21 protein-coding genes are annotated in these 22281 nt (G+C 54.7%); 10 read left to right on the top strand and 11 right to left on the bottom strand.

Annotated elements, in window-relative coordinates; all coding sequences use genetic code 11:
• The first annotated feature begins 58 nt into the window (after positions 1 to 58).
• Positions 59 to 1027, top strand: a complete 969-nt coding sequence (locus ACR8BF_RS01375) for a sensor domain-containing diguanylate cyclase (RefSeq protein WP_292987031.1) — start codon at positions 59 to 61, stop codon at positions 1025 to 1027.
• Between the two features lie 26 nt (positions 1028 to 1053).
• Here ACR8BF_RS01375 and ACR8BF_RS01370 read toward each other — a convergent pair whose 3' ends face one another.
• On the bottom strand, positions 1054 to 2076 hold the full coding sequence (locus ACR8BF_RS01370; RefSeq protein ID WP_179898768.1) for an alpha/beta fold hydrolase: 1023 nt from the start codon (positions 2074 to 2076) through the stop codon (positions 1054 to 1056).
• Between the two features lie 343 nt (positions 2077 to 2419).
• On the opposite strand from ACR8BF_RS01370, the gene ACR8BF_RS01365 reads away from it, so the two are divergent.
• On the top strand, positions 2420 to 2938 hold the full coding sequence (locus ACR8BF_RS01365; protein WP_179898767.1) for a helix-turn-helix domain-containing protein: 519 nt from the start codon (positions 2420 to 2422) through the stop codon (positions 2936 to 2938).
• Here ACR8BF_RS01365 and ACR8BF_RS01360 read toward each other — a convergent pair.
• A complete protein-coding gene (locus ACR8BF_RS01360) occupies positions 2920 to 3579 on the bottom strand; it encodes an epoxyqueuosine reductase QueH (protein WP_179898766.1) in 660 nt (219 codons plus the stop codon). The genes ACR8BF_RS01365 and ACR8BF_RS01360 overlap by 19 nt on opposite strands.
• Before the next feature lie 272 nt (positions 3580 to 3851).
• Here ACR8BF_RS01360 and ACR8BF_RS01355 point away from each other — a divergent pair, with 272 nt between their 5' ends.
• Complete coding sequence (locus ACR8BF_RS01355; protein WP_179898765.1) at positions 3852 to 5240, top strand: sugar porter family MFS transporter; 1389 nt, start codon at positions 3852 to 3854, stop codon at positions 5238 to 5240.
• Positions 5241 to 5255: 15 nt separating this feature from the next.
• On the opposite strand, the gene ACR8BF_RS01350 is transcribed toward ACR8BF_RS01355, so the two are convergent.
• The gene (locus ACR8BF_RS01350) at positions 5256 to 5933 is read right to left on the bottom strand and encodes an SDR family oxidoreductase (RefSeq protein WP_179898764.1); all 678 of its coding nucleotides are present in this window, start codon (positions 5931 to 5933) and stop codon (positions 5256 to 5258) included.
• Between the two features lie 229 nt (positions 5934 to 6162).
• On the opposite strand from ACR8BF_RS01350, the gene ACR8BF_RS01345 reads away from it, so the two are divergent.
• Complete coding sequence (locus tag ACR8BF_RS01345; protein WP_292987040.1) at positions 6163 to 7182, top strand: LacI family DNA-binding transcriptional regulator; 1020 nt, start codon at positions 6163 to 6165, stop codon at positions 7180 to 7182.
• A gap of 55 nt (positions 7183 to 7237) precedes the next feature.
• Here the strand turns inward: ACR8BF_RS01345 and ACR8BF_RS01340 are convergent, their stop codons facing one another.
• A complete protein-coding gene (locus ACR8BF_RS01340; RefSeq protein WP_179898762.1) occupies positions 7238 to 8065 on the bottom strand; it encodes a hypothetical protein in 828 nt (275 codons plus the stop codon).
• A gap of 1 nt (position 8066) precedes the next feature.
• Positions 8067 to 8264 (bottom strand): hypothetical protein, encoded by a 198-nt coding sequence (locus ACR8BF_RS01335; protein ID WP_179898761.1) that lies wholly within the window; start codon positions 8262 to 8264, stop codon positions 8067 to 8069.
• Positions 8265 to 8556: 292 nt separating this feature from the next.
• Here ACR8BF_RS01335 and ACR8BF_RS01330 point away from each other — a divergent pair, with 292 nt between their 5' ends.
• Positions 8557 to 9543, top strand: coding sequence for an aldo/keto reductase (locus ACR8BF_RS01330; protein ID WP_434745465.1), 987 nt, complete (start codon positions 8557 to 8559; stop codon positions 9541 to 9543).
• Positions 9544 to 9550: 7 nt separating this feature from the next.
• Here ACR8BF_RS01330 and ACR8BF_RS01325 read toward each other — a convergent pair whose 3' ends face one another.
• Positions 9551 to 10735 carry an NAD(P)/FAD-dependent oxidoreductase gene (locus ACR8BF_RS01325; RefSeq protein ID WP_314985365.1) on the bottom strand — a complete coding sequence of 395 codons (1185 nt, stop codon included), beginning with the start codon at positions 10733 to 10735 and terminating at the stop codon, positions 9551 to 9553.
• A 242-nt stretch (positions 10736 to 10977) separates the two neighbouring features.
• Here ACR8BF_RS01325 and pitA point away from each other — a divergent pair, with 242 nt between their 5' ends.
• A complete protein-coding gene (gene pitA, locus ACR8BF_RS01320; protein ID WP_313701052.1) occupies positions 10978 to 12480 on the top strand; it encodes an inorganic phosphate transporter PitA in 1503 nt (500 codons plus the stop codon).
• Between the two features lie 37 nt (positions 12481 to 12517).
• Here pitA and uspB read toward each other — a convergent pair whose 3' ends face one another.
• Complete coding sequence (uspB, locus tag ACR8BF_RS01315) at positions 12518 to 12853, bottom strand: universal stress protein UspB (RefSeq protein ID WP_136196226.1); 336 nt, start codon at positions 12851 to 12853, stop codon at positions 12518 to 12520.
• A 413-nt stretch (positions 12854 to 13266) separates the two neighbouring features.
• On the opposite strand from uspB, the gene uspA reads away from it, so the two are divergent.
• A complete protein-coding gene (uspA, locus tag ACR8BF_RS01310; RefSeq protein WP_010253396.1) occupies positions 13267 to 13704 on the top strand; it encodes a universal stress protein UspA in 438 nt (145 codons plus the stop codon).
• Between the two features lie 56 nt (positions 13705 to 13760).
• On the opposite strand, the gene rsmJ is transcribed toward uspA, so the two are convergent.
• Positions 13761 to 14507: a 16S rRNA (guanine(1516)-N(2))-methyltransferase RsmJ gene (gene rsmJ, locus ACR8BF_RS01305; protein ID WP_179898756.1), complete on the bottom strand. Its 747-nt coding sequence runs from the start codon at positions 14505 to 14507 to the stop codon at positions 13761 to 13763.
• A gap of 8 nt (positions 14508 to 14515) precedes the next feature.
• The gene (gene prlC / locus ACR8BF_RS01300; RefSeq protein ID WP_434745464.1) at positions 14516 to 16558 is read right to left on the bottom strand and encodes an oligopeptidase A; all 2043 of its coding nucleotides are present in this window, start codon (positions 16556 to 16558) and stop codon (positions 14516 to 14518) included.
• Positions 16559 to 16976: 418 nt separating this feature from the next.
• On the opposite strand from prlC, the gene ACR8BF_RS01295 reads away from it, so the two are divergent.
• Positions 16977 to 17819, top strand: a complete 843-nt coding sequence (locus ACR8BF_RS01295; RefSeq protein ID WP_179898754.1) for a 23S rRNA (adenine(2030)-N(6))-methyltransferase RlmJ — start codon at positions 16977 to 16979, stop codon at positions 17817 to 17819.
• Positions 17820 to 17825: 6 nt separating this feature from the next.
• Entirely contained in the window at positions 17826 to 18644 is an 819-nt protein-coding gene (locus tag ACR8BF_RS01290; RefSeq protein ID WP_434745463.1) for a lysostaphin resistance A-like protein, read from the top strand.
• Here ACR8BF_RS01290 and rnz read toward each other — a convergent pair.
• Complete coding sequence (rnz, locus tag ACR8BF_RS01285) at positions 18641 to 19552, bottom strand: ribonuclease Z (RefSeq protein WP_179898752.1); 912 nt, start codon at positions 19550 to 19552, stop codon at positions 18641 to 18643. The two genes, ACR8BF_RS01290 and rnz, sit on opposite strands and share 4 nt — an antisense overlap.
• 127 nt (positions 19553 to 19679) lie before the next feature.
• On the opposite strand from rnz, the gene gorA reads away from it, so the two are divergent.
• On the top strand, positions 19680 to 21032 hold the full coding sequence (gene gorA, locus ACR8BF_RS01280) for a glutathione-disulfide reductase (RefSeq protein ID WP_179898751.1): 1353 nt from the start codon (positions 19680 to 19682) through the stop codon (positions 21030 to 21032).
• A gap of 69 nt (positions 21033 to 21101) precedes the next feature.
• On the opposite strand, the gene ACR8BF_RS01275 is transcribed toward gorA, so the two are convergent.
• Positions 21102 to 22232 carry an ROK family transcriptional regulator gene (locus ACR8BF_RS01275; RefSeq protein WP_314985371.1) on the bottom strand — a complete coding sequence of 377 codons (1131 nt, stop codon included), beginning with the start codon at positions 22230 to 22232 and terminating at the stop codon, positions 21102 to 21104.
• Positions 22233 to 22281 lie beyond the last annotated feature (49 nt).

Genomic DNA, 22281 nt, shown 5'->3' with positions numbered 1-22281 from the left:
CTTCGCTGTAAGGCAAACACCAGAACCTGGCTTCAGCTAGAAAACAAAGGGCTCTGTGATGAAAGCACCTGAAATCCCCGCCGATGAGGCACAACGTTTATCGCAGTTGCGTAAGCTGAACATCATGAACACCCCAGCGGAAGAACGTTTTGATCGTTTAACCCGGCTGGCACGGCGCCTGTATGACGTTCCTATCGCGCTAGTCAGCCTGCTGGAAGCCGATCATCAGTGGTTTAAATCCGCTCAGGGCTATGAACCCACAGGATCGCCCCGGAACATCTCTTTCTGCGCCCATGCCATCCTGCAGGATGAGATCATGATTGTTGAAGATGCATTAAAAGATGAACGCTTTCATGATAATCCGCTGGTGACAGGCGATCCGCACATTCGCTTTTATGCGGGCTGTCCGCTGCGAGCACCAGGCGGCGCTAAAATGGGTACGCTCTGTATTATTGGTCGTGAGCCACGTCAATTTAATGAAGAGGACCAGGCCACGATGCGCGACCTGGCCGCCATGGCGGAAGCGGAACTGGTGGCCTTTCAGACCGCCACCTGTGATGAACTGACGCAGATTACCAATCGCCGCGGCTTTATGACGCTGGGTCAGATGGTGCTGAATGAGTGCCGGATGAAAAACCGTCCCGCCAGCCTGACCTTCCTCGATCTCGACAAATTTAAGCAGATTAATGACACGCTGGGCCATCGCGAAGGCGACCGCGCGCTGATGGACTTCTCTGATGCGATGAAAGTGGTGTTCAAGCATTCCGATTTGTTTGCCCGTCTGGGCGGCGATGAATTTGTTGTGCTGTTTAATGGCCTGCAGCAGCAGCAGAGTGAAACGCTACTCATGCAGTTCGACCATTATCTGCAACAGCAGTCGATCAGCCTGAACCGTCGTTACCGCCTGCAATTCTCTTCCGGCGTGGTGGAGTTTGACGCGGAAAACCCGCAGTCGCTGGAGCAGTTGCTGCACGACAGCGATGAGCAGATGTACCTCAGAAAAAAGCAGAAACGCATCGCGGTGTAAGATCAGGCGCCGCAGCGCCTGACGGTTCAGGGCCGGGCCAGATCGTCGAGCAGCGTCTGATTAAACGTTGCCGGTTCTTCCATTTGCGGCGCATGTCCCATACCGGGAAATTCAATTAAGCGCGCGCCCGGAATGCGTTTTGCCACCTCTTTCCCCAGCACCGCGTAATCACCCAGCCGGGCTTTCACCTCCGCAGAGGCGATATCACTGCCGATGGCCGTGGTGTCTGAGGTGCCGATCATCAGAGTCGTCGGGACGTTCAGATCGCCGAATTCATAAAATACCGGCTGCGTGAAAATCATGTCGTAGATTAAGGCCGAGTTCCATGCCACCTTCTGATGACCCGGCCCACTGTTGAGTCCGGCCAGCATATCGACCCACTGATCATATTCCGGTTTCCAGCGCCCGACATAGTAAGTCTTCTGCTCATACTTCTTAATGCCCTCTGCGCTGAGTTTGAGTTCGCGCTGATACCACTGATCCACCGAGCGCCATGGCGCGCCTTTGGCTTTCCAGTCCTCCAGCCCAATCGGGTTAACCAGCACCAGCTTCTGCGTCTGTTCCGGATACATCAGCGCATAACGCGTTGCCAGCATCCCGCCAGTAGAGTGACCCACAATTACCGCCTTATCTACACCCAGCCGGGCAAGTAGCTGATGGGTGTTCTCCGCCAGCTGCTGAAAGGTGTATTGATAACTGGCGGGCTTGGTCGAGCTGCAGAAGCCAATCTGATCGGGCGCGATAACGCGATATCCCTGCTGGCTCAGTGCGCGAATAGTCTCTTCCCAGGTCGCGCCACAGAAGTTTTTACCGTGCATCAGCACCACGGTTTTGCCATTAGCCCGTTGCGTCGGTTTCACATCCATATAGCCCATACTCAGCGGCTGCTGCTGGGACTGAAAATCAAAATGCTGCAAAGGATAAGGGTATTTAAATCCTTCAAGCTGCTCGCCATAGACAGGCGTGGCGCTAGCGGGGGCATGAGCAAATAAAGCCAGCGAGGTGAGCAAGGCGGCAAGCGGTTTTTTCAGCGCGTATGTCGGGCTCATCCGGGGATTCTCCAGGTTAAAGGTGACTCATAAGCCTGGCATGTCACAGCCAAAAATCTATTGATGGGCTGTGCTATCGCGTTGATTACACGGGCGCTGACAGGGTTAAGCCGGAGACTGACAGCAGAATAATGCTTCGTTTTAATTATTCTCTGGCTGAATGAATTATCCATTCACCTATAATTACAAACAGATTAATCACAATTCATCTTATTTATTAATAACTATCCTTCAAATGAATATCATCAGAGATAACGATTCAAATACTGAAAAAACTTTACGCAAAGAATAAGCACATTAAGATAAATTAATTAGAATTCCTGAATTAAATAGCGGGGTATCTATGAACGAAAATAAATATAACGAGAGTGTGATTATCTCAATCACTGAGTGGATTAATCATAATCTGGATCAGCGCTTAAGTGTTGATGATATTGCAGAAAAGGCCGGCTACTCTAAGTGGTACTTACAGAAGCTCTTTGCCCGTTATCATAATGAAACGCTGGCGCGTTATATTCGTAAGAAAAAGCTCAATGCCTGTATAAACGATTTAAAAAACAGCCGCACGCCCATTATCAGCCTGGCGCTGAAATACCATTTTGAAAGCCAGCAATCTTTTACCCGCTCGTTTAAGCAGATTATGGGCTGTACGCCGAGCGCCTGCCGTAAACGTCTGATGAACGACGAGGCGAAGCAGCAGATGAGTGACACTGATGATCCCTGTGCGCGGTGCAGTTACGTGCGGCCTGGAAGCCTGAAGCAGAGCTGTGGCGTAACAGTCCGATCTGTTACGCCCTTAGTGCGCGGATATGCGCAGGCAGACGCTTCTGCACTTTACGCTAATCAGGATTCATCCGGCTGATAATATTGTACGCCAATCTGAATACGCTCACGTCCCTGGGTGACGCGATGACGATTGGTGTCGCGCAGTGAATAAACGCAGCCACAATATTCCTGTTGATAGAAACTCTCACGTTTACTGATTTCAATCATGCGCGACGATCCGCCGCCTTTACGCCAGTTAAAATCCCAGTACATCAGATCCGGATACGCTGCCGCTGCACGGACACCACAGTCGTTAATCTGCTTCATATCTTTCCAGCGTGAAATACCCAGGCAACTGGTCATGACCGGAAAGCCGTTCTCGTGGGCGTAGAGTGCCGTGCGCTCAAAACGCATATCAAAACACATGGTGCAGCGTTCACCCCGTTCCGGTGACCACTCCAGCCCACGCGCCCGTTCAAACCAGTTATCCCGGTCGTAATCCGCATCAACAAAAGGCACACCAAATTTTTCTGCAAAGCGAATATTCTCCTCTTTGCGCAGCTCATACTCCTTGAGCGGATGAATATTCGGGTTGTAGAAATAGATTGTATATTCAATACCGGATGCCAGCATCGCTTCCATTACTTCACCCGAACAGGGTGCGCAACAGGAGTGCAGCAGCACTTTTTTATGGCCGCCCGGCAAAGGCAGCGGCTGACGCTGGAAAGGTTCAGACATAAGCACCTTCAATCAATGGCAGAAAAGCGGCAGTGTAATGCCGCAGGCGGACAGTTGCAAAATCTGAACCGAATCCTCTGCTTTGCATATTCATGCCTCTGCTGCAGTCTTCGACTCCCGGTGCCACGCGGTTGATCTTCAGTGCTTTATTGTCACGTAAAATCCAGTGCAACCTCAGCCATGGCCGGAAGTGTGATCGGTGCCACACTGGTATCGACTATGTTTACATAACATTAACAATATTGACATGACATCACCGTAAGGAGACCGGCATGGTTGCGGCAAAAAAATCGGGAAATCAACAGAATCGCTTTACCTGGTTCGTCTGTTTTATGGCGGCACTCTCCGGTCTGCTGTTTGGTCTGGATATCGGCGTCATTGCCGGAGCCTTGCCGTTTCTGGCGAAGGATTTGCAGATCACTAACCATCAGCAGGAATGGGTCGTAAGTTCGATGATGTTTGGTGCGGCGCTGGGCGCGCTGGCGGCGGGCTGGATGTCATCAAAGCTGGGGCGCAAGAAAAGCATGCTGGCAGGCGCGACGCTGTTTGTGATTGGCTCGCTGTGGTCAGCCTTTTCACCCGATGTGGAGTCGCTGGTCTGTGCCCGCGTGATGCTGGGTCTGGCGGTAGGGATTGCCTCTTACACCGCGCCTCTCTATCTGGCGGAGATTGCGCCGGAACGCATTCGTGGCTCAATGATTTCGATGTATCAACTGATGCTGACCACCGGCATCGTGGTGGCTTATCTCTCCGACACCGCGTTCAGCTACAGCGGCAACTGGCGCGGGATGCTGGGCGTTATCGCCATTCCGGCAGTGATCCTGTTTATCGGCGTGCTGTTTCTGCCCAACAGCCCGCGCTGGCTGGCGGCGCACGGACGCTTTAACGAGGCGCAGCGGGTGCTGGATCGGCTGCGTAACAGCAGCGAGCAGGCCCGGGAGGAGCTGGAAGAGATTCGTGAGAGCCTGCAGGTGAAGCAACGTGGCTGGTCGCTGTTCCGTTCTAATGGTAATTTCCGCCGCGCGGTGTGGCTCGGCATGCTGCTACAGGTGATGCAGCAGTTTACCGGTATGAATGTGGTGATGTATTACGCACCTAAAATCTTCAACATCGCTGGCTTCTCCAGCACCAGTGAGCAGATGTGGGGCACGGTGATTGTCGGGCTGGTCAACATGCTGGCCACACTGATTGCGATTTTCTTTGTCGATCGCTGGGGTCGTAAGCCGATGCTCACCACCAGTTTTCTGGTGATGGCGGTGGGAATGGGCGTGCTGGGAACGCTGCTGCACATGGGCGTCGAAACCGATTTCCGTAAATACTTTGCTGTCGCCATGCTGCTGATGTTTATCGTCGGTTTCGCGATGGCGGCCGGACCGGTGATCTGGCTGCTCTGTTCAGAGATCCAGCCGCTGAAAGGACGTGACTTCGGCATTACCGCCTCCACCACCACTAACTGGGTCGGTAATATGATTGTGGGTGCGACTTTCCTGACGATGCTGGATCAGCTGGGAAATGCCAACACTTTCTGGTTCTACGGCGCGCTCAATCTGGTGTTTATCGTGCTGACGCTGATGCTGGTACCCGAGACCAAACATGTGACGCTGGAGCACATTGAACGAAACCTGATGAAGGGCAAAGCACTACGTGACATCGGGGCGTAACCGCCCCGTATCAACTTACCATTGCAGCTGCTGGCCGGCGTAATCAACGTAGTGATGACCCCCACGTCCGCGCCACTGGGTCAGTTGCTGGACGATACCGGCCGCGCTCTCTTCAGCCGTCAGGGGCGCGCTTTCACCGCCCATATCCGTTTTCACCCAGCCGGGGTGCAGCGTTAGCAGCGTCCCGCTCTGCGCGTCAACTGCCGGGGTCAGTGTGCGGCTCAGCATATTCAGGGCGGCTTTGCTGGCCGAATAAATCGGCATCTGCGCCTGCGGGTTTTCATTCAGGCTGCCGAGCTGAGAGGAGGTCAGCGCCAGCACGCCTTCCGGTTTCAACAGCGGCAGTAGAATCTCTGCACTGCGAACCGGTGCTATCGCATTGGTCAGGAAAAGCTGTGCCAGATCCTGATCGTCACTCTGCGACACCTTCTGGTGTGAAGGCCCGGAAATCCCGGCGTTGATCAGAATCGCATCGAACGTCCTGCCACTGAGCTGGCTGGCAAGCTGCTGAACCGCCGATGAGTGCGTCATATCCAGTGCATGCCAGTGAATGTCTGGCTTGTTGCCCTGCTCCGGAATGCCACTGCGATGCGTCGCCGTGACCTGCCAGCCCTCACCAGCAAACGCCTGTGCTACCGCCAGCCCGATACCGCGTGAAGCGCCAATAATCAGAACCTCTTTTTGCTGAGCCATATTCATTCCTCGTTAATTGTCCCATTACAAGCTTAACGGGTATTCCGCCAGGACAGCGGCTCGCTGTGCTTTTTAGCCTGACGACCGCACTGCCGGTAAAAACCTTGCGGCACAGCGCCGATGATGGGTTTCCATCATTAAATCGCTTTATCTTTTACTTTTAACCGGTTAGAAGAGATAAACAGTCTGGCAGGCAGCAGCTAGTCGCCATTTTTCCCGTGGAGTCTGAATGAAAAAGCTCACCTTAGAGGTGGTGGCAAAAATGGCGGGCGTCGGGATCGCGACGGTCGATCGGGTGCTGAATGAGCGTGGCGGCGTGTCGCTGGAGACCAGCCGCAAGGTCCTGAAAGCTGCGCGCGAAGTGGGACTCAAGCGTCTGCTGCCAGAAGAGTACCAGCATCCGTGGCAAATCGAGGTGTTCCTCAGTAATAACGGCTCATCCTTTTTTCAGCAGCTCACTACCCATTTCAGCGAGGTCGCCAGTCAGCTTGGCTATCGCCGATTGAAGTTGCACAAAACCCTGGTGGCTGAAGCGCAGCCTGAGCAGCTGGCGCAAAGCATTATCGCCCGCAGCAGTACCCGCGACGGCATCATTGTATTTGCGCACGATTCGCCGCCCATCTATCGCGCTCTTGCGCTGTGCCGCAGCCGCAATGTGCCGGTGATCACCATCGTCACCGATCTGCCCGATGCTGACCGCCTGTGTCATGTCGGCATCGACCAGTATCAGGCGGGCCGTACGGCAGGATTACTGATGAGTAAAACAGTGAGCCAGCCCGGTGACATTCTGATGGTCAGCGGCCGCTTTGATTATCGCGCCCATCGCCAGCGTATCGCCGGTTTCAGGGAGTCGATGGAACAGCGTGCGCCGCAGCGTCATCTGCGTGAGGTGCTATCGGGTCAGGATCAGCGGGAAACTATCCGCAGCGTGCTGGCCCGCAACCTGAAACCATCGCAGGCGATTGCGGGCGTCTACAACACTGGCATGGGCAATACCGATGTCAGCGATACCCTGCGCGCTCATCAGCTGCTGGGTAAATGCACCTACATCACGCACGAGCTTTATGAGGTGACCCGCCAGCTGCTGCTGAACGATGAAGTGGCATATACCCTGGATCAGCATGCTCAACAGCATGCCCGGTTAGCGATTGATCTGATGCTGAGTCATCTGGAAACCGGCTATCAACCGGATGTCTATCAGGCGGGTAAAGTCGCGTTTCGGCTCTTTACGGCGGAAAATATGGCGTGAGGGGGATCGGTTTCCCCTGACGATGTCACATCATCAGGGGAAACCGATCGAGCTTTTAACCCGCAGCATCCCGGCTTTTATCATCCGGGCTGTCCGCGTCATCGTTACCCTGACTCTTCTCCACTTCCTGCGGATGTCCCATTGAAAGTGCGGCAGCACTGGCGGGATCAAACAGTGACAGACTTTCAATCTGCTCAACCATGATCACTTTGCGGAACGACATTGCATCTTTGGGTTTCGAATCGAGCGTGATGTCATGCTCCGCGTACCACTTGCTGTAGTTGTGTTCCACCGCCAGCTTCAGTGTCTTGCTATCGCGGTATCCGCTCAGCATCGGGATCAGTACAATGTTTTTGGTGCTCTCATATTCAAACGTCGAGGCATGAATCATGCCGATGTAAATGCGACGCGACTTCATGGTAATCCATGCCAGTTCACCCTCTTCCATGCACTGAAACAGCAGTTGTTCCACACCATTGGAGCGTGAAAGTTGCTGATAAAGGTCTTTACGACCTGAAACGTTCAGCCGTGCACTGCCTGCCCAGTTTGAGCGATAAAGGCAGAGCAGGATGGAAAAGGCGAGCATGATTACGACCGGTGCCTGGATACCCAGGAAGCTCCAGTTCATAAACTCTACCTGCCACTTCAGATGCACGCCGGGGATCATCTGAACGGCGTTGGCAATGCCGGAAATACAGAGCAACAGTAACCAGATGATGCCGGTGGCGAAGACACCCTGAAGAACAAAAATACAGCCGTAGAGCGCGACCAGGAAGTAGACATCCCAACCCGACGAGCGACGGATTTTAAAGCGGCTGTTTAAATCGCGGCTGGTGTACCAGTAACCACTGACCATTAACACCATGAATATTGCGGTACCCACCTCACACTCCCTTTAATGTATTCACATGACGGGCAAAATCTTCGTGGACTTCCTCGCTCAGCGTGTTGACCGAGATATTGCCGTTCTCATCAATAATGATGCGCTCACCTTCAGCGATTGAATCGTTGATATCCTGACGGGTCATGATCTGCAGAAACTTATCGGGACTGGCAAAGACCGACTTAATAATTTTAAACATAGCGATCCACTTGTTGGCCTGAAAATTGAAGTATGTGACTGAATCCACACTCTTGCCTGTTTAATTTCGGGTGAAATTTCTTAAAATCAAGAAATTAGCGAAGCGACAGCCACCCTGCTCATGCCATTTTTCACTGAAATCTTCAACGTAACCAGCGGCCTGCTGCAGCAGAATCGCATTTTTACCGGGCTGATCGGCAATAACGTTAAATCCCCTCTCCGTCAGGACGCGCTAAGCTCAATGGTTAACCGCTTTCTGTCACCCTGTCTGAAACGCATCGAGGAATGTTTGCATGAAACTAAGAACACTGGGCCGTACCGGCCAGCGCGTCTCCGAAATTGGCTTTGGCGCATGGGCTATTGGCGGAACCTGGGGGGAAGTGAGCATGGAGGATGCCAAAGCCGCGCTAAACGCCGCGCTGGATGCGGGCATCACCTTTATTGATACCGCCGATGTCTATGGCGATGGACGCTCCGAAAAAATCATTGCAGAGGTGCTGAATGAGCGCGGCGGTGAGCGCCCGTTTGTGGCTACCAAGCTGGGGCGTCGCCTTTCACCGCACGTGGCCGAGGGCTACACCGCCGAAAACCTCAACGCGTTTATCGATCGCTCACGGGAAAATCTGCAGACTGACACGCTGGATCTGGTGCAGCTGCATTGCCCACCGACCGAGGTTTACTACAATCCGGACGTCTTTGCGGTGATGGATGAGATGGTCGCGGCCGGAAAAATCCGTCACTACGGTGTTTCCGTAGAAAAAGTTGAGGAAGGCCTGAAGGCGCTGGAGTTTCCAAACGTCTCGTCAATTCAGCTCATCTATAACATTTTCCGCCAGCGTCCGGCTGAACTGCTGCTGCGTGAGGCGAAACGCCGTGATGTGGCCATCATCGCCCGTGTGCCGCTGGCGTCGGGCCTGCTGACCGGCAAAATGCGCGCCGACAGCGTCTTTGCCGCTGACGACCACCGTGCCTTTAACCGTAATGGCGAAGCGTTTGATAAAGGTGAGACCTTTTCCGGCGTACCTTATGAGGTGGCACTGGAGGCCGTTGAGGAGATTCGCCGCTTTGTTACTGGCGACACGACTATGGCGATGTTTGCGCTGCGCTGGATCCTGATGAACGAGGATGTCAGCGTGGTGATTCCTGGCGCGAAAAACCGCGAGCAGGCTGAAGCCAATGCCCGTGCCAGCGACGTCGATGCGCTCTCTGCGGAAACGATGACGGCGCTGAAACAGATCTATCAGGAGAAGATCGCGCCTCACGTGCATCAGCGCTGGTAAACGCGCGTTACAACGCCTGGGCGCAAGCCCAGGCAGAACTCCAGGCCCACTGGAAGTTATATCCACCCAGCCAGCCGGTGACATCGGCCACTTCACCAATAAAGTAAAGCCCCGGTACCGCGCGCGCCTCCATGGTTTTTGAGGAGAGCTGCGTCGTATCCACGCCGCCCATCGTCACTTCCGCAGTACGATATCCCTCGGTACCGTTTGGCTGAATGCGCCAGGCGTGCAGTGACAGCGCCAGCTCGGTTTGCTGTTTGCTGTTGAGCTGCTTCAGGGTGATATCCGGCACCACCTTCAGCGCCTGCAGGACTTCCACCAGACGCTTCGGCAGGATTTTCGCCAGGCTGTTTTTCAGGCTCAGATTCGGATGTGCTTCACGCTGCGCCGTCAGAAAGGCTTCAAGTGGCGTGGCGGGTGAGAGATCGATGGTGACGAACTCACCGGGCAGCCAGTAGCTGGAAATCTGCAATACCGCCGGACCGGAGAGACCCCGGTGGGTAAAGAGCATCGCCTCTTTGAAGCGGGTGCCATCCTGCGCGTCAATCGTAGTCTCCAGCGCGACGCCTGACAGGGTCTGCAACTGCTCCAGCAGCGGCTTGTGCAGGGTGAAAGGCACCAGCGCCGCCCGCGTCGGAAAGACGCTTAGCCCGAACTGCTCCGCTATTTTATAGCCAAACGGCGTGGCACCCAGGCCAGGCATCGACAGACCGCCGCTGGCGATAACCAGCTTTTCCGCCTGAACCGTGCTGCCGTTGAGTTGCAGGGTATATCCGCTGTCATCGCGTACCACGCTGAGCACTTCACTGCGCAACCGCAGGGTGACATTGCCTTTGTCACATTCGGCCAGCAGCAGATCGACAATCTGCTGGGCGGAATCATCGCAGAAGAGCTGGCCCAGGGTTTTCTCGTGCCAGGCGATCCCGTGGCGATTCACCAGATCGATAAAATCCCACTGGGTATAACGCGCCAGCGCCGATTTACAGAAGTGAGGATTTTGCGACAGATACGCCGCCGGTTCGGTATAGAGGTTGGTGAAGTTGCAGCGGCCACCGCCAGACATCAGAATTTTACGGCCCGGCTTTTTGCCGTTATCCAGCAGTAACACGCGGCGACCCCGCTGTCCGGCCTGAGCGGCACAGAACAGCCCTGCGGCTCCGGCACCAATGATGATAACGTCAAACTGTTCCACTGCGGTTCACTCACTTTACTGGAAAGGCGCAGATTGTAGTGATCTGCTCACTGAGACGCCAGCGTCAAAAAATTGCCGTAAATGTGTCATATTGTATCTGTCTAATATCTAACCCTTTTTCGCTGGGTTATCCTTAAGGCTTACAGCGAAAGGTTAAATTAGCACTATATTTTCCTTTCCCATACAGCACGTTGTCGCGGATAATGCGCCGCGTTCATGTCCTCCAAAAATGGCGTAACGTTATGCTACATCTGTTTGCTGGTCTAGACCTCAGTACGAGTCTGTTATTGGTTCTTGCCCTGCTGTTTGTATTGTTTTACGAAGCGATCAACGGTTTCCACGACACGGCCAACGCAGTTGCGACGGTCATCTATACGCGTGCCATGCGTGCCCAGCTTGCTGTGGTGATGGCGGGTGTATTCAACTTCCTTGGCGTGCTGCTCGGTGGATTGAGTGTCGCTTACGCTATTGTTCATATGCTTCCTACCGATCTGTTATTAAATGTTGGATCGGCTCACGGTCTCGCCATGGTGTTTTCTATGCTGCTGGCGGCGATTATCTGGAACCTCGGCACCTGGTATCTCGGTCTGCCGGCCTCCAGCTCCCATACGTTGATCGGCGCCATTATCGGTATCGGTCTGACCAACGCCCTGATGAGCGGAACCTCGGTGGTTGATGCGCTCAACATTCCGAAAGTCCTGAACATCTTCCTTTCTCTGATCCTGTCGCCGATTGTCGGCCTGGCGATGGCGGGCGGCTTAATCTTTATTCTGCGTCGCTACTGGAGCAATACCAAAAAGCGTGCGCGTATTCATATGACGCCTGCTGACCGCGAGAAGATCGATGGCAAGAAAAAGCCGCCGTTCTGGACCCGTATCGCCCTGATTGTTTCGGCAATTGGTGTGAGCTATTCGCATGGTGCGAATGACGGTCAGAAAGGTATTGGCCTGATCATGCTGGTCCTGATTGGCGTGGCACCGGCCGGTTTCGTGGTGAATATGAATGCCTCAGGTTATGACATCACGCGCACCCGCGATGCGGTCAATCACCTGGAGCAGTATTACCAGCAGCATAATGCCTCGCTGACGCACATCATCCAGATGGCACCCCCTAAGCTGCCCACGCCGGAAGAAGTGCCCGCAACCAGCTCGCAGGAGTTCCACTGTGACAGCGCGCGCGCATTGCACGCGGTACAGCGTGCTCAGGTGTTGCTGAATAATCTGCAGAGCTACGATCAGCTGACAGTTGATCAGCGCGGTCAGATGCGTCGTCTGCTGCTGTGTATCTCGGATACTGCCGACAAAGCGGCCCGTCTGGAAGAGACCTCGCCAGATGACAAACGCTTCCTCAATAAGCTGAAAAGCGACCTGCTTGGCACCATCGAGTATGCGCCTATCTGGATTATTGTGGCCGTGGCACTGGCGCTGGGCGTCGGTACCATGATCGGCTGGCGTCGTGTTGCCACCACCATTGGTGAGAAGATTGGTAAAAAAGGCATGACCTATGCACAGGGAATGTCAGCACAGGTGACAGCTGCGCTGTCGATTGGCGTTGCCAGCTATACCGGCATGCCCGTCTCCACCACGCATATCCTCTCCTCATCGGTAGCCGGTACCATGCTGGTCGACGGTGGTGGATTGCAGAGCCGGACCATCAAGAACATCGCCATGGCGTGGATTTTCACCCTGCCGGTTTGTATTCTGCTGTCAGGTTCACTCTACTGGATTGCCTTAAAACTGGTGTGATGCCAGCAGACAAAAGGGCGACGCAAGTCGCCCTTTTTTAATGCCAGATTGCCAGCGCCACCAGACTAATGACCACCAATCCACACAGCGCACTGGTCAGAATAAACTGTCCCCGAACCCGCTCGCAGCGCCGGATAAACTCATCGTCATGATGATCAAGATAGCGCTTTGCCCAGATATAGGTGACCAGGCGCACCTGCTTGCTCGGCTGACCGTGAGAGGTGAAAAAACCTGCCCCATCGACATACTGATACAGCAGCGGATCGCATCCCCGTAATACCGCCAGCAGCGCGCGAAGAGACGAAAAATAGCGCGCCATATTCACGATACACACCACACAAAGAGCCCAAAAAAGCGCAATAGTGCTGATCATATTCTCCCCCTCCCGGCTGGGATCGCAAACAGAACTCGTGTCAGACACCGAGTCCGCCTGCAGAAAAAACCAGCCACTGAATCACCGGACTGCGAAAGTTTTCGACCCCCTGAGCGGCTGTGAACCGGTCCGCCTTTTTTCAGTGTAGGAGATTTCTTTACATTTTTTCCAACGATGATTTTCGTTCAGCGCGAGTAAAACCGGCATAGCCTTGATCTTATTCATAAGCCAGGCGGCAACGGCAGCATTTACAGTGAGAGAAGGCTATACTCAGGGCATAACAACATCATCACCTGCAATGCAGGTAGACACTTTGGTGGCGCTCATCGCCCGCTCGCGCAAGGGATTTCGCTAAGCTGTGACGCGGCAGGAACACCGGATGCCATCCTTAATCTCGTGAAAGGAGTTTTATCATGGCTTATAAACACATCCTGATTGCAGTAGACCTTTCTCCCGAAAGCCAGTTGCTGGTGGATAAGGCCGTCTCGCTGGCTCGTCCGTACGATGCCAGAATTTCCCTGATTCACGTTGATGTGAATTACTCCGACCTTTACACCGGTCTGATTGATGTCAACTTAGGGGATATGCAGAAACGCATATCTGAAGAGACGCATGCGGCGCTGAAAGGGTTGTCAGATGCGGCAGGCTATCCGATCAGTGAGACGCTGAGCGGCAGTGGCGACCTCGGCCAGGTTCTGGTTGATGCGATAAGGAAATATGATGTTGACCTGGTGGTGTGTGGTCATCATCAGGATTTCTGGAGTAAGCTGATGTCCTCAGCACGTCAGCTAATTAACACCGTGCACATCGACATGCTGATTGTGCCGCTGCGCGATGAAGACGAGGCATAAATCAGTCGCGTAACAAAATGAATAAAGCCGGCCTGAAGCCGGCTTTTTTTATACGTTCAGAGCGGGGGATAGATATCAAAGCGATGGCTTTTAGTGACGACCGCCGCCTGCGTTACCACACCTGCCAGTGGCGGTGCATAGTCTGGCCGTTTTACCACGATGCGTTTCTTTGCCAGCCGACGGGCCGGTTCCAGGAGTGCATCCGCATCTTCATCCGGCCCCACCAGCGACTGAAAGACCCGCATCTCCTTTTTCACCAGTGCACTTTTCTGGCGATGCGGGTACATCGGATCGAGGTAGACCACATCTGGCCGCGGTGTGATATCACCCAGCGCCTGCGCGCTGGCCGCATGAATCAGCGTCAGGCGATCGCGCAGCCATGGGCCAATTTCCGCATCCTGATAACCGCGCTGTAATCCATCTTCCAGCAGCGCAGCCACCACCGGATGGCGCTCCAGCATTCGCACCCGGCAACCGAGCGCCGCCAGCACAAATGCATCACGTCCCAGTCCGGCAGTGGCGTCGACCACGTCCGGCAGGTAACCGCCTTTGATACCCACCGCTTTGGCGACGGCTTCGCCGCGTCCACCCCCGAAGCGACGGCGATGTGCCATTGCACCCGTGACGAAATCAACAAAAATACCGCCCAGCTTAGGCTCATCACGTTTGCGCAGTTCAAGGTGCGTTGGGGTCTGCACCAGCGCCAGCAGCGACGCTTCATCGTGCTCCAGCTTCCAGCGCTGCGCTAAAAGTGATAAGGCGCCGTCTCCGGCGCCTGATTCATCGAGTAAACAGATTTTCACGAACCGACTTATCCCTGAATGCCGTAATGTTCCAGCATCGCATCGAGCTGCGGCTCACGGCCACGGAAGCGTTTGAACAGCTCCATCGGCTCTTCAGAACCGCCACGTGTCAGGATGTTATCCAGGAAGGACTGACCGGTTTCACGGTTGAAGATGCCCTCTTCTTCGAAGCGGGAGTAAGCATCCGCCGCCAGCACGTCTGCCCACAGATAGCTGTAGTAACCCGCCGCATAGCCGCCAGCAAAGATGTGGCTGAAGGCGTGCGGGAAACGGCCCCATTCCGGACTCGGGACAACCGCTACGCGACTTTTCACTTCACGCAGGGTTTCCAGAATCTGCGCGCCTTTCTCCGGATTAAACTCGGTGTGCAGACGGAAATCGAACAGGCCGAACTCCAGCTGACGCAGGATAAACAGCGCGGCCTGGTAGTTCTTCGCCGCCAGCATTTTATCCAGCAACGCTTTCGGCAGCGGTTCGCCGGTTTCAAAGTGACCCGAGATAAACGCCAGCGCGTCCGGTTCCCAGCACCAGTTTTCCATGAACTGGCTTGGCAGTTCGACCGCATCCCATGGCACACCGCTGATACCGGAAACGCCAGGCGCTTCGATGCGGGTCAGCATATGGTGCAGGCCATGACCAAACTCATGGAACAGAGTAATCACTTCGTCATGGGTGAACAGCGCAGGTTTGCCTTTCACCGGACGGTTAAAGTTACAGGTCAGGTAAGCAACGGGCTTCTGCAGGCTGCCATCGGCTTTACGCATCTGACCCACACAGTCATCCATCCACGCCCCACCACGTTTGTGCTCGCGGGCGTAAAGATCGAGATAGAAGCTGCCACGCAGTTCACCGGTTTCATCGAACAGATCGAAGAACTTCACATCCGGATGGTAAACCTCAACATCGGTACGCTGCTTCGCGCTGATACCGTAAATACGTTTGACCACTTCAAACAGACCGGCAACCGCACGCTCCTCCGGGAAGTAAGGACGCAGTTGCTCATCGCTGATGGTGTAGAGATGCTGCTTCTGCTTTTCACCGTAATAGGTGAGATCCCACGGATTCAGTTCAGTGACGCCATGCTCTTTTTGGGTGAAGGCGCGCAGCTGCTCCAGCTCTTTTTCACCCTGCGGACGGGCGCGTTTAGCCAGGTCATTAAGGAAGTCGATCACCTGGGACGGGCTTTGCGCCATTTTGGTCGCCAGCGATTTATCCGCATAGGAGTCAAAGCCCAGCAGCTGTGCCAGCTCGTGACGCAGCGCCAGCTCTTCCGCCATGATAGGGCCGTTATCCCATTTACCGGCATTCGGACCCTGATCGGAGGCGCGCGTCGCATAGGCGCGATACATCTCTTCACGCAGCGCGGCGTTGTCGCAGTAGGTCATGACCGGCAGATAGCTTGGGATATCCAGCGTCAGCAACCAGCCTTCCTGCTCTTTGGCTTCAGCCTGTGCTTTCGCCGCCGCCATCGCGCTTTCCGGCATACCCGCCAGCTCGCTTTCATCAGTGATCAGCTTGCTCCAGCCCATGGTGGCATCAAGCACGTTGTTGCTGTAAGCCGAACCCAGTTCAGAGAGGCGCGCGGCAATTTCGCCATAACGCTGCTGTTTATCTTTTGGCAGACCAATACCGGAGAGTTCAAAATCACGCAGGGCGTTATCGACCGCTTTCTTCTGCGCCAGATCCAGAGCCGCGTACTGATCACCCTCTTTAAGGTTGCGATACGCCTGATAGAGGCCTTCATGCTGACCGACCCAGGTGCTGTATTCTGAGAGCAGTGGCAGCGTCTGCTCATAGGCTTCACGCAGCTCCGGGCTATTTTTTACCGCGTTAAGATGGCTGACCGGTGAGAAAATACGACTCAGGCGATCGTCGGTTTCTGCCAGCGGCTGAACCAGATTATCCCAGGTATAGGGCGCGCCCTGTGCAACGACTTTTTCAACTTCAGCGCGACAGTGGCTCAGCACTTCCGTCACGGCAGGCACCACATGTTCAGGCTGAATGGCAGAAAAAGGCGGTAGCGTAAAAGATGTCAGTAGCGGATTGGTCATAGCACAGTCCTTTAGAGATGTATGGGGCGCAGCGGGTCGCGCAACGCAATCTAAGTAACATGCGGCTTAGTGTAGTGAAAATCAATGGCAGCCAGGATGAGGTGAGGAAGAAACGCGCGGATCACCGCACGGAAGATGCCTGCTTTTGTCTGATGCCCGGGATGCTGACTGGCGCACCAGGCAGATTTACGCGTCTGGAAACCACAAACCTCACTCGCCACCCTGAACCGCGCCCAGCAATCCCGATTTGTTATCACGCTTCTGGCCCATCAGCCGGTCATCCCTGATATAATCGCCGATTCTCATGCTTTTCCTGCATCGGTTGCTGTGCGTCGTTCTGTGGGTAATACGTGGGGTAATAATTGGTATAAATTGATTTTCCATCAATTAAAACCTTATACATTCAACAGGATAAACAATGCTGAGTTATCGCCATAGCTTCCATGCTGGCAACCACGCCGACGTGCTGAAGCACACCGTTCTGAGCCTGATCATCACGGCGCTGAAAGAGAAAGAGAAACCGTTTTTCTACCTTGATACCCATGCGGGCGCAGGTCGCTATCAGCTGAGCGGCGAGCACGCCGAGCGCACCGGTGAATATCTGGAAGGCATCTCTCGTATCTGGCAGCAGCCGGATGCGCCGGAATTGCTGCAACCCTATTTTGATGCGATTCGTGCCCTGAACCGCAGTGGCACGCTGCGCTACTATCCGGGTTCGCCGCTGATCGCCCGTCATCTGCTGCGTGAAGATGACAGACTGCAACTCACTGAGCTGCACTCCAGCGACTATCCGCTGCTGCGTAACGAATTCAGCAAAGATGACCGCGCGCGCGTCGATCGTGCCGACGGTTATCAGCAGTTAAAATCGAAACTGCCCCCCCTGTCGCGTCGCGGTCTGGTACTGATCGATCCGCCGTATGAAATGAAAAGCGACTACCAGGCAGTAGTGAAAGGCATTCAGGAAGGCCATAAGCGTTTTGGCACCGGCGTCTTTGCGCTGTGGTATCCGGTGGTGTTACGCCAGCAGATCAAACATATGCTGCGCGACCTGGAAGCGACTGGCATCCGCAATATTCTGCAGATCGAACTGGCTGCCCGTCCGGACAGCGATCAGCGTGGCATGACCGCCTCCGGCATGATCGTGATTAACCCACCGTGGAAGCTGGCCCAGCAGATGAATACCCTGCTGCCGTGGCTGCACCAGAAACTGGTCCCGACCGGAACGGGTCACTATGCGGTGAATCAGATCGTTCCTGAATAAATCCTCATGTGGCTTCTGCTGGCAGGCGCGCTGGGCGCGCTGCAACCCGCACGGCGGCTGGCGTTACTGCTGTTAGCGCTCGCCGCGCTGCTGGGGTTTTATCATCAGGTCCTGACGTGGCCGGTGTTACCGCTGCTGGCGGGAATCGCCGCACTGGTCGCACTGCGCCGCTTTGACCCGATGCATTCCCGACTACAAATCCTGAGCGAAGCGCTGCTGGTGCTGATTTCGCTGGGACTGTTACTCCATCTCTTGCCCGGCTTTAACAATCCCCTCCAGATCGATGAGGTAAAGATTGGCGCGCAGAGCCTGCCGTTCAGTTTTTCCTTCAACTTCGATAAAGCGCTAATCCCCTTTGTGCTGCTGGCCTGCCTGCCGACGCTGTTCCGCGCTCGTGCCTGCCCGCCGCGTTATCCATGGGTAGCCGCACTCGCGTTAATCGCCGCCGTGCCGCTGCTGTTGGGTAGCGCCGTGCTGCTGGGAGGGCTGGCGTTTGAGCCGCACAATCCGCCGTGGCTGGCCGCGTTTATGCTGGCGAATCTGTTCTTCGTCTCGCTGGCCGAAGAGGCGCTGTTCCGGGGCTATCTGCAACAGCGGCTGAGAGAGGCGTTAGGCGGTATGCCCGCGCTGTTGTTAAGTTCGCTGCTGTTCGGGCTGGCACATATCCAGGGCGGCGTGCTGCTGGTTGTTTTCGCCTCTCTGGCTGGTCTGCTTTACGGTCTGGCGTGGCACTGGAGCGGCCGTTTATGGCTGGCGACCGCCCTGCACTTTGCTCTTAACCTCACCCATCTGCTGCTGTTTACTTATCCGGCACTGCATCACTAAACAGTGAAGACGGCCAGGTCCGAGGCCAGCTCGGTGCAGGGAAAAATGGTCTGGCACTCTGCCAGCAGGCGGCTCATGTCCTTTGCCAGATAGCGGGAGCTGAAATGGGTGGCGATCATCCTTTTTGCCCCGGCGCGCTTTGCCACGTCGGCAGCCTGCAGCGTTGTGGAGTGCCCGCGCCCGTTGGCTTTTTCCACCATTACCGCCTCCAGCGTGGTTTCATGCACCATCAGGTCAACATCCGCCGCCAGTTGCAACGCGACCTCGGTCGGTGCGGTATCGCCAAAGATGGCCAGCTTTTTGCCGGGTGTTGCCGGGCCCAGATAGTCAGCACCGTTGACCACCCGTCCATCCTCCAGCGTCACACACTCACCCTGTTTCAGCTGCTGAAACCACGGACCGCGTGGTACCCCTTCCGCTTTCAGCCGCGCGGCATCCAGCAGGCCGGGTTTGTCATGCTGTTCAATGCGGTAGCCAAAGCACTCCACCGGATGGCTCAGCGGCCAGGCACTGATACGAAACTCACCGTCATCCAGCGTCCAGCCCGCCTCAATCTCAACAATGGTCAGCGGGTAGTCGGTGTAGGAGCCGCTGATCGACAGCGCTGTCTCAACAAAGGTTTTTAATCCCTTGGGGCCATAGACCGTCATCGGTGAGGTCAGTCCGGCCATCGACCGGCTGGTGAGTAATCCTGGCAGTCCGAAAATATGATCGCCATGCAGATGGGTAATAAAAATCTTATCCAGCTTGCCCGGTTTCAGGCTGGAGCGCATAAACTGTAATTGCGTGCCTTCCCCGCAGTCGAACAGCCAGGTTTCACCACTCAGCGCGCGGGTAAAAGCAATGGACGTCACGTTACGTTGCAGGCTGGGAGCACCGCCGCCGGTGCCGAGAAAAGTAAGGTGCATGGTATGCTTCCCTGTAAGCGAATAAAAAACAGAACCCTATTACAATCATAGGCGCAAACTTTGCGTCATTTCGACCCGCAGCGTTACACTCAACCCCAATTTTTTATGCAACCGGATGGATACTTCAATGACCCGACATTTCGACTATCTCGCCATTGGCGGCGGCAGCGGCGGCATCGCCTCGATTAACCGTGCAGCTATGTATGGCCAGAAATGCGCCCTGATTGAAGCGAAAGAACTGGGCGGCACCTGCGTGAACGTGGGTTGCGTGCCGAAAAAAATCATGTGGCATGCCGCGCAAATCGCCGAAGCGATCCATCTCTACGGGCCGGATTATGGCTTCGACACTACCGTGAATCGCTTCGACTGGGCCACACTGGTGAAAAACCGCAGCGCCTACATCGATCGCATCCATAACTCTTACGACAACGTACTGGGTAAAAACAAGGTTGAAGTCATCAAAGGCTTTGCCCGCTTTGTCGATGCGCACAGCGTTGAAGTTAACGGCGAGATTATCACAGCCAACCATATTCTGATCGCCACCGGCGGTCGTCCGGTTCACCCCAACATTCCGGGTGCGGAGTACGGTATTGATTCCGATGGCTTCTTCGAACTGGATGCCCTGCCAAAACGCACCGCGGTGATCGGTGCAGGCTATATCGCGGTCGAACTGGCAGGCGTGGTGAACGCGCTGGGTTCAGAAACTCACCTGTTCGTGCGTAAACATGCGCCGCTGCGCAGCTTCGATCCGCTGCTCACTGAGACGCTGGTCGAGGTGATGAACACTGAAGGCCCGGCGCTGCACACAGAATCCATTCCAAAAGCTGTGATTAAAAACGGCGATGGCAGCCTGACGCTGCAGCTGGAAAACGGCAGTGACTATACCGTGGATTGCCTGGTATGGGCGATTGGCCGTGAGCCTGAAACTGACAATCTCAACATTCAAGCCGCTGGCGTGGCGTTGAACGACAAAGGCTATATCAGCGTTGATAAATTCCAGAACACCAGTGTGTCAGGCATCTACGCCGTGGGCGACAACACCGGTGCGGTTGAGCTGACGCCAGTGGCGGTTGCGGCAGGTCGCCGTCTCTCTGAGCGTCTGTTTAACAACAAACCGGACGAACATCTGGATTACAGCAATATCCCGACCGTGGTGTTTAGCCATCCGCCGATTGGCACCGTGGGACTGACCGAGCCGCAGGCACGCGAACAGTATGGCGATGACCAGGTGAAGGTCTACAAATCGTCGTTCACCGCGATGTACACCGCCGTCACCCAGCATCGTCAGCCGTGCCGTATGAAGCTGGTCTGTGTGGGCGCAGACGAGAAAATTGTCGGCATTCACGGTATCGGATTCGGTATGGATGAAATGTTACAGGGCTTCGCCGTGGCGCTGAAAATGGGTGCCACCAAGAAAGACTTTGATAACACCGTGGCGATCCACCCGACCGCAGCAGAAGAGTTTGTGACGATGCGCTAGCAACTTACTCCCTGGTCATGCGCATGACTTACCGTTACCCGCTGAAACGTTGATCTGCGGGTAACGGCCTTAATGAAAATAGGTTTCCCGCAACGGCGTCAACGCCGCGCCCAGTGCCGAACTGTCCCCCTCAATGGCGCTTAGCAGAATATCCGGATATTCCGCAGAAATATCCCAGCGTTTACCCGAACAAGTCCGCGGCATGGCTAAGAACATCTCGCCCAGCTTACGGGGAATTTCGCCTCCTAAGATAATGGCAGCGGGATCGATCACCGCATTCATCGCATCCATTGCCCGATGCAGGTTTGGTGTTACGTCTTCTACCCACTGTTGCGCAATCGGCCAGGCCGGATCAAATTTATGATTGAGATCGCGAATATCTTTAATTTCAATACCGCCGTGACGTAACCGATCGATCAGGATCCCCAGAGCCGGCCGCAGCTTGCCCTCTTCCGGCGTAAAAATACGGCTGATCTCCCCGGCATTACCAAATGCACCCTGAAACGGTTTACCGTTAATCACGATGCCACCGCCGAATCCATAATTAAAAGAGAGATAACCAAACGTATCGTATTTCAGCCCGGCACCTAAAAAGGCTTCAGCGTGCGCCGCCGTCGTGGCGTTATTTTCAATCCATACCGGCCGATCAAATAACATGGTAATTTCACGGCGCAGATCGATGCCCATCCAGTTTTTTAAAGGTTCAGGCGGATTGAAATACTTTCGTGAATCATAAAGAAAGCCCGCCATGCTGTATCCCACACCACAGATTTTTTCTGGCGAAATACCGTATTGTTTTAAGGTATCCAGATAGTGATGTTTGATATTGAGTAAAGTACGGGCAGGTTCGTGCGGATGCGTATCCAGTACGCAGTATTCTGTAATACCGCCGCGGAAATTAATCAGACTGGCGGCAACGCTGTCTGAGTTAATAGAGATGCCGTAACCATAACGCGCATTCGCATTCAGTGATAATGACGGGCTGGGCTTACCTCTTCCCTGGGACGGTGATTCCCCCAGGCTGAGAAAGCCGTTTTCGGTCAGCGTATCAACAATGCGGTGAACAGATGACTGATTCAGAATGGTTTGCGAAACCAGCGAGGAGCGGGAAATGCCATCATTGCGGCGGACAAGCTCCAGAATGAGTTTTTCACTGCGATTAAGTTCGACGTCACGACCAGCGGAATATCCATGAACCACAGCGTTGTCCTCACCGTATTTAATAATGGGTTCTGTTAATACCCTAGCA

Source organism: Candidatus Pantoea rara, from assembly GCF_051136265.1.
Classification (GTDB): domain Bacteria; phylum Pseudomonadota; class Gammaproteobacteria; order Enterobacterales; family Enterobacteriaceae; genus Pantoea; species Pantoea rara.
Note: the sequence above shows the minus strand (reverse complement) of the source record. Positions and strands in the feature narration are given on the sequence as shown.